Origin of the sequence: Dietzia papillomatosis NBRC 105045, assembly GCF_001570845.1 — a bacterium.
GTDB lineage: Bacteria > Actinomycetota > Actinomycetes > Mycobacteriales > Mycobacteriaceae > Dietzia > Dietzia cinnamea.
The window spans coordinates 1-7137 of the sequence record NZ_BCSL01000076.1; the positions used below are offsets into that span (position 1 = coordinate 1).

The 7137-nt window shown below is 67.9% G+C and carries 6 protein-coding genes; 3 read left to right on the plus strand and 3 right to left on the minus strand.

Annotated features, from left to right (window positions below; all coding sequences use genetic code 11):
• Positions 1–310 precede the first annotated feature (310 nt).
• Positions 311–1366 carry a sensor histidine kinase gene (locus DPA01S_RS15575; RefSeq protein ID WP_061230058.1) on the minus strand — a complete coding sequence of 352 codons (1056 nt, stop codon included), beginning with the start codon at positions 1364–1366 and terminating at the stop codon, positions 311–313.
• A gap of 92 nt (positions 1367–1458) precedes the next feature.
• On the minus strand, positions 1459–2148 hold the full coding sequence (locus tag DPA01S_RS15580; protein ID WP_061230057.1) for a winged helix-turn-helix domain-containing protein: 690 nt from the start codon (positions 2146–2148) through the stop codon (positions 1459–1461).
• Positions 2149–2472: 324 nt separating this feature from the next.
• Between DPA01S_RS15580 and DPA01S_RS15585 the strand changes: the two genes are divergently transcribed.
• From DPA01S_RS15585 to DPA01S_RS15595, 3 genes are read left to right on the plus strand one after another with little or no spacing between them, the layout of a single operon-like run.
• On the plus strand, positions 2473–3954 hold the full coding sequence (locus DPA01S_RS15585; RefSeq protein WP_061230061.1) for a multicopper oxidase family protein: 1482 nt from the start codon (positions 2473–2475) through the stop codon (positions 3952–3954).
• Between the two features lie 40 nt (positions 3955–3994).
• On the plus strand, positions 3995–4657 hold the full coding sequence (locus DPA01S_RS15590; RefSeq protein WP_198150835.1) for a YdhK family protein: 663 nt from the start codon (positions 3995–3997) through the stop codon (positions 4655–4657).
• 34 nt (positions 4658–4691) lie between these two features.
• Complete coding sequence (locus DPA01S_RS15595; protein ID WP_198150837.1) at positions 4692–6815, plus strand: heavy metal translocating P-type ATPase; 2124 nt, start codon at positions 4692–4694, stop codon at positions 6813–6815.
• A gap of 15 nt (positions 6816–6830) precedes the next feature.
• Here DPA01S_RS15595 and DPA01S_RS15600 read toward each other — a convergent pair whose 3' ends face one another.
• Complete coding sequence (locus tag DPA01S_RS15600) at positions 6831–7037, minus strand: hypothetical protein (protein ID WP_156482635.1); 207 nt, start codon at positions 7035–7037, stop codon at positions 6831–6833.
• Positions 7038–7137 lie beyond the last annotated feature (100 nt).

Genomic DNA, 7137 nt, shown 5'->3' on the forward strand with positions numbered 1-7137 from the left:
AACCGGCAGCCCCACGGCCTCACGCATTGGACCCTGGCGCGTCCGGGTGCAAGCGGAAGCGGCGCGCGCCCCGGTTCGGACCTCGACTTGCGTGCGGGCCACCTCCCGCCAGCTCTCAATGAGTCGCAGTCCACCTGGAAACGCGGCGCCCGCCTCCGCCAGTTTCGTTAAACCTGCAGCTACTGTCCGTGCGCCCACACAAGTCCGGTCTGTGCGGTTCGGGTAACCAGGCGTTATGACATGCAGTTGCGGCGTGGGCTTTTCGGCCCGGCACATAGTCATGCTCTGCTGTTCGCTGTTCATGCGCGCCTCAGCCGGCGGGCAGGTCGAGGATGAATTGGGCGCCGTGGCCCGGGCCGTGACTGATGACGCGGATGCGACCTCCGTGTGCGTCGACGAGTGCCCGGGTGATCGCGAGGCCGATTCCGCTGCGGCCAGCGGTTCGGCCTCGGGCGGGGTCGGCGCGGTAGAAGCGGTCGAAGAGGTGATCGAGGTGCTCGGTGGCGATTCCGTCTCCTGTGTCGGAGACGGTGATGGCCGCCGTTGCCGGGCCCGGGCGGTGGCTGCCGAGGGTGACGGTCCCGCCGGGTGGGGTGTGGCGCAGCGCGTTGTCGAGAAGGTTGGCCAGTGCCTGTCCGATGCGGTCGGCATCGACGGTGACCGCGACCGGGTCGATCTCACCTAGATGCAGGTGCACGCCTTTGTCGAGGTAGCGTTCGCGTGCTGCCTCGGCGGCAGTCGCTACGAGCGCGTCTGTCGTGGTCGGGGCCGGGTGTAGTCGGGTGAGGTGTTCTTCCGCGTCGGAGACGGCGACGATGTCCGCGGCGAGGCGTTCAAGACGTCTGGTGGCCGCCCACAGCACCTGTCTGGTGGTGTCGTCGAAGCTGCGCACACCGTCGTCGATGGCTTCGAGGTAGGAGTCGATGGTGGCCAGCGGGGTGCGCATCTCGTGACCGAGGTCGGCGAGCATTCGTCGTCTGGTGACGTCGGTGGCGTCCAGACGTCGGGCGAGTTCGTTGACGCTGGTGGCCAGGTCGTCAAACTCTCGGCCGAGCTTCGGGCTTGTCATCCGAGTCGCGTAGTGCCCTTGGGCGATGTCGGCGGTGGTGGTGGTAACGATGGTGACCGAGCGTTGGACTCGGCGGGTGAGGTACCAGGTCGCTGCCAGTGCCAGCAGCAGGGCGATGCCCACCGCGAATCCCCAGGCCAGGATGATCGCGACGGTGAATGCTTCCTCGACGTGGGCGGCTTGGCTGGAGTTGTGGTCGATGCCGGCTTGACCGAGGTGGTCGTGAAAGATGCCCGGGGCCAGTGCAGAGGCAACGAGCCACGCGCTGGCCGTGCTTCCGACGACCACGCTGGTCATCGCCAACAGCAGGCGGGTGCCGAAGCTGACTCCGGCCGCGCGACGACGGGGGCGGGTGTCGGGCGTGGCCGGTGTTGGTGGCGGGGTGGACCTCATTGGCATGGTCCCATGCGGTAGCCGACCCCTCGGACCGTGCGGACGTAACGGCCCACAGCCGCGTCGTCGCCGAGCTTGCGACGCAGGTGGCCGATGTGGACGTCGACCAGGTGGTCATCGCCCACCCAGTTCGGTCCCCACACGGCGGCCATCAACTGTGCGCGGGTCACGACGATCCCGGGGTCGCGGGCCAGGGCGACGAGGATGTCGAACTCGGTGCGGGTCAGCTCGATGGCGGTACCACCGACGGCGACCTCTCGCCCGGCGGTGTCGATGGTCAGCCGGCCGATCGAGTGCACACGGGGTGATGCCTTTCCGCCGCCCTTGGCAGTGCCCTGCCGTGGTCTGCGCATCATCGCCTGAATCCGGGCCGAGAGCACTCGAGGGCTGAACGGTTTGGTCATGTAGTCGTCTGCGCCCACAGACAGTCCGATCAGGCTGTCGACCTCTTCGGTCCGGGCGGTGAGCATGACGATGTACGCGTCACTGTGGGTTCTGACCTGTCGGCAGACCTCGATCCCGTCCAGCCCGGGGAGTCCCAGGTCGAGAACGATTACGTCCGGGGCGATGCGGCAGGCCAGGTCCACAGCATCATGGCCGTCACCGGTGATCGTGACGTCGAAGCCGTCGCGCTCGAGATACGACCCCACCAGATCGGCCAGGGGCTCCTCGTCGTCGACCACCATCGCCCGCAGCGCTGGGGGATCGGCGCGGCGCGGACGACGGTCGCCGCGTTCATCGGCAAAGGGCATGCCCGCCATTTTCGCCTCCCCGACTGATGACCCGTCACTGCGGTGGGGTCTTGATCGAATCTTCACACGATCTCCATTGAAGCCGACGGGATGCACGGTCACGATGGCCACTGGAGTCAGACGCGGGAGGTAGAACGTGGTCGGATGGGGCGGGCTGGCGCTCGGCGCCGTCGTCGTGGCCGCCCTGTGGGCCTCGACGATGCTGCTGGTCACCGCGCTGTTCGGTGATCCGTCGGCGGAGTCGCAACAGTGACCGGGATGTCGCGGAGAGCATTTCTCCTCGGGTCGGCTCTCGCTGGCGCCGGGGCGTTGGGCGCGTGTGGACAGTCCGGCCCCTCGGGGGTGCCGGTGACGGCATCGGACCCAGTAGTGGGCGATGTCGAGGCCCAGCGCCAGCGTGCAGGTCAGCGCATCGTCGACGCCCGCCTGTCCCCTCGTCCGGCGGAGGTAGACCTGGGTGGGATCGTGGTCGCCACCTGGGCCTACGGTCCGACCGTGCCGGGGCCTGCCCTGCGGGCCGGGGCCGGAGACCTGCTGCGCGTGGAGGTCGATAACCAGCTCGACGAACCGACCAGCGTGCACTGGCATGGCATCGCCCTGCGCAACGACATGGACGGCGCGCCCGGCCTGACACAAGAGGCGATCGAGCCAGGTGACCGATTCACCTACGAGTTCACCGTTCCGGATGCCGGTACCCACTGGTACCACTCGCATTCTGGGCTGCAGCTCGACCGGGGTCTGTACGGCCCGCTGATCGTCGACGACCCGGCCGAGCCAGGGGACTTCGACCATGAATGGGTGGTCGTCGTCGATGACTGGCTCGACGGCATCGACGGCACCCCAGACGACGCGGCCCGCGCATTGGGCATCGACACTCCGGGGCCTCACGGTCGCGCCCCGGGCCACGGCCGAATGCACGACGGTCCAGGTCATCAAAGCATGATCTCCCGGTTGCTCGGCGCTGCCGGCGACGTCAGTTACCCGCACTTTCTGCTCAATGGGAAGATTCCCGCCGACCCGGTCCGGTGGATCGCCAGACCGGGGCAGCGGGCGCGGATCCGGTTCATCAACGCCGGCGCCGACACGTTCTTCCGTGTCGCCGTCGGCGGGCACACGATGACCGTCACCCACACCGACGGCTTTCCCACCGCACCGCACCAGACAGAATCGATCCTGCTCGCGATGGGCGAGCGAGTCGACGTCCTGGTCACCTTGGCCGACGGAGCCTTCCCGATCTTCGCCGAGGCTGAAGGCAAGAACGGCCACGCCTTCGCTATCGTGCGCACCGGTTCCGGCGATCTGCCCGACGATCCCCGTCCCATCGAACTCGACCGCCGAGTGCTGCTTCCGGCAGACCTGAGCCCGGCGCCGGCATCGCGCCTGACAGACCAAGGTCATGACCGTTATCTCAGCGTCGACCTGGGCGGCAGCATGATGCCCTATCGCTGGACCCTCAACGGGCAGGCTCATCCCGACACCACACCGCTGGAGGTCTCCCGCGGTCAGCGGGTTCGAATGCGGCTGCGCAACATGTCCGACATGGCCCACCCGATGCATCTGCACGGTCATACCTTCGCCCTCGCCGATAGCGGGCTCCGCAAAGACACCGTCACGCTCCGACCCATGCGCACCGCTGAGATCGAATTCGACACCGACAACCCCGGCCAGTGGGCCCTTCACTGCCACAACGCCTACCACATGGAGGCCGGAATGATGACCACCCTGTCTTACCTGGCCTGACCACCAGTTTGCTCACCAACACGAAAGGCGCTTCACCACCATGACCCGCACCCCCATGCTGATCCCCGCCACCCTCATCGCCGCCACGCTGGCACTATCGGCCTGTACCGACAACACCGAGGACACCTCGGCCGCGTCCATCCCGGCAACCACCACATCCACTCCCGCGACGGGCACCGCCGCCGCCACACAGAACGAGGACAGCCATGGCGGACAAGGGGGCCACGGGGGCCACGGGGGCCACGGGGGCCACGGGGGCCACGGGGGCATGGAACACCCCTCAGACGGCGGCCCGGTGCCTGAGGGTATGACGCAGGCCACCGATCCGACCTACCCGGTCGGGACCGAAGTCACGCTGACGGCCGACCACATGGAGGGCATGAACGGTGCCCCCGCCACCATCGTCGGCGCCTACGACACCTACACCTACGCGATCGACTACACCCCCACCGACGGCAGCGATCCCGTTCTCGACCACAAGTGGGTCGTGCAGGAAGAGCTCAAGGACGTCGGCGATGACCGTCTCGACGATGGCACCGAAGTGACCGTCACCGCAGAGCACATGCAAGGCATGCGCGGGACAACGGCGACGATCGCGTCCTCGACCGACGAAACCGTCTATGTCGTGGACTTCGAAGCTGACGGAATGACGATGACGAACCACAAGTGGGTAGTCGAAAGTGAGATCCAGCCCGCGTCCTAGGCAACAGCAACCGCGCTGGAGGGACAGACAGACCATGAACGACCAGCACACCCACCACGGAGCCGCCGAGGCCCAGACCCGCAAGCAGGGCAGCCACCACACGCACGACGAACACTCGGCAGACCAGCCTCACAGCAGGCACGAGAACCATAGTGGCCACGACCATGCAGGCCATGGCGGGCACGGTGGTCATGTCGCCCAGTTCCGGCGGCTGTTCTGGATCACCCTCGTCCTGGCGGTCCCGGTGGTGGCGTTCAACGACATGTTCGCCCACCTCATCGGCTACGACCTGCCCGATGCCCGGTGGGTGTGGTGGGTCTCCCCTGCCCTGGGCACCGTGGTCTACTTCTGGGGCGGCAGGCCGTTCCTGACCGGGGCCTTGTCCGAGATCCGCGCTCGCCAGCCCGGCATGATGCTGCTCATCGGCCTGGCGATCACCGTGGCGTTCACCGCCTCCTGGGGCGCGAGCCTGGGCGCGCTCGATCACACGCTGAACTTCTGGTGGGAGCTGGCCCTGCTGGTGGTCATCATGCTGCTTGGCCACTGGATCGAGATGCGCTCCCTGGCCCAGACCACCTCCGCGCTCGACTCCCTGGCGGCGCTGCTGCCGGATGAGGCCGAGAAGGTCGACGGCGAGAACGTCATCACCGTCGCCCCGGCCGAGCTGCGGGTCGGGGACGTGGTGATCGTCCGCCCCGGGGCGTCTGTACCCGCCGACGGCAAGATCATTGACGGCTCGGCCAGCATGGACGAATCCATGGTCACCGGCGAATCCCGGGCGGTCCGCCGCGAGATCGGCGACCATGTCGTCGCCGGCACGGTCGCCACCGACTCTGGCCTGCGCGTCGAGGTCACCGCGATCGGTCAGGACACCGCGCTGGCCGGGATTCAGAAACTGGTCACCGACGCACAGGCCTCGTCCTCTCGCGCCCAGCGCCTCGCCGACACCGCCGCCGGATGGCTGTTCTGGTTCGCCCTCGCCTCGGCCGTGATCACCGCCGCCGTCTGGAGCGTGCTCGGCCTGCCCGACGCGGCGGTAGTGCGCACCATCACCGTGCTGGTCATCGCCTGTCCCCACGCTCTCGGCCTGGCGATCCCGCTGGTCGTGTCGATCGCCACCGAACGCGCCGCCCGCGGCGGAGTCCTGGTCAAGGACCGCCTTGCGCTCGAGTCGATGCGCAACGTCGACGCCGTCCTGTTCGACAAGACCGGCACCTTGACCAAGGGCGAACCCACCGTCACCGGAATTGAATCGATAGACGGGCACACCGAGAAGGAGGTCCTCGCACTGGCCGCCGCAGCCGAAAGCGACAGCGAGCACCCTCTCGCCAGAGCCATTGTGCGGGCTGCTCGCGACCGTGACCTGGCCGTGTCGACGCCGTCCGACTTCTCCTCCTCCCCGGCCGTCGGCGTCAAGGCCACCGTGGACGGCACCGTCATCGAGGTCGGCGGCCCCTACCTTCTCGACCATCACGGCCGCGATGAGCTGCCCGTCGCCGACCAGTGGCGCACGGAAGGGGCGATCATCCTGCACGTCCTCGCCGCCGGCCGGGTGATCGGCGCGCTGCGGCTGGCCGACGAGATTCGCCCCGAGTCCCGCGCGGCCGTCGACGCGCTGCACGACGCCGGAGCTCACGTCGTCATGATCACCGGTGACGCCCGCGCCGTGGCCGAAACCGTCGCCGCCGACCTCGGCATCGACCGCGTCTTCGCCGGGGTCCGGCCCGAAGACAAGGCCGCCAAAGTCGCCGAGCTTCAGTCCGAAGGCAAGAAGGTCGCCATGGTCGGCGACGGAGTCAACGACGCCCCCGCTCTGGCCCAAGCGGATGTGGGCATCGCCATCGGCGCCGGAACCGATGTCGCGATCGGCTCCGCCGGGGTCATCCTGGCCTCATCCGATCCCCGCTCGGTGCTCTCGGTCATCGAGCTGTCCCGCGCGAGCTACCGCAAGATGAAGCAGAATCTGTGGTGGGCTGCCGGCTACAACCTTGCCGCGGTGCCCCTGGCCGCAGGTGTGCTCGCCCCGATCGGATTCGTGCTGCCCATGAGCGTGGGCGCCATCCTCATGTCCGCCTCCACCGTCGTAGTCGCCCTCAACGCCCAACTCCTGCGACGCCTCGACCTGCGCCCGGAAAATCTCACCACCCCCAGGAAGTGAGAGCACGAAGGATGGTCACCACCCACCCCACACCTCGACGAACCGCGGCGGTGTGACTAAGGCTGCCGTTCTGGCGGGCAGATCGATCACCGCCGCACGCTCGCCGGGCGTGTGGGCCGAACCGATGTGCGCGATCATCAGGCGCCGACTGCGGATATTCTCCCAGATCTGCACGCCGGTGGCCCCGGAGGCGGCCCTGGACTGCACTACGTACAGATCCACCACCTCCACACCCCGCTCGATTAGTGACCCGCGCGCCACCTGCTCAAACTCGTGACCTGCAGCGATCCTAACGAAGCGGCCAGAAACGCCGTCACCTTAT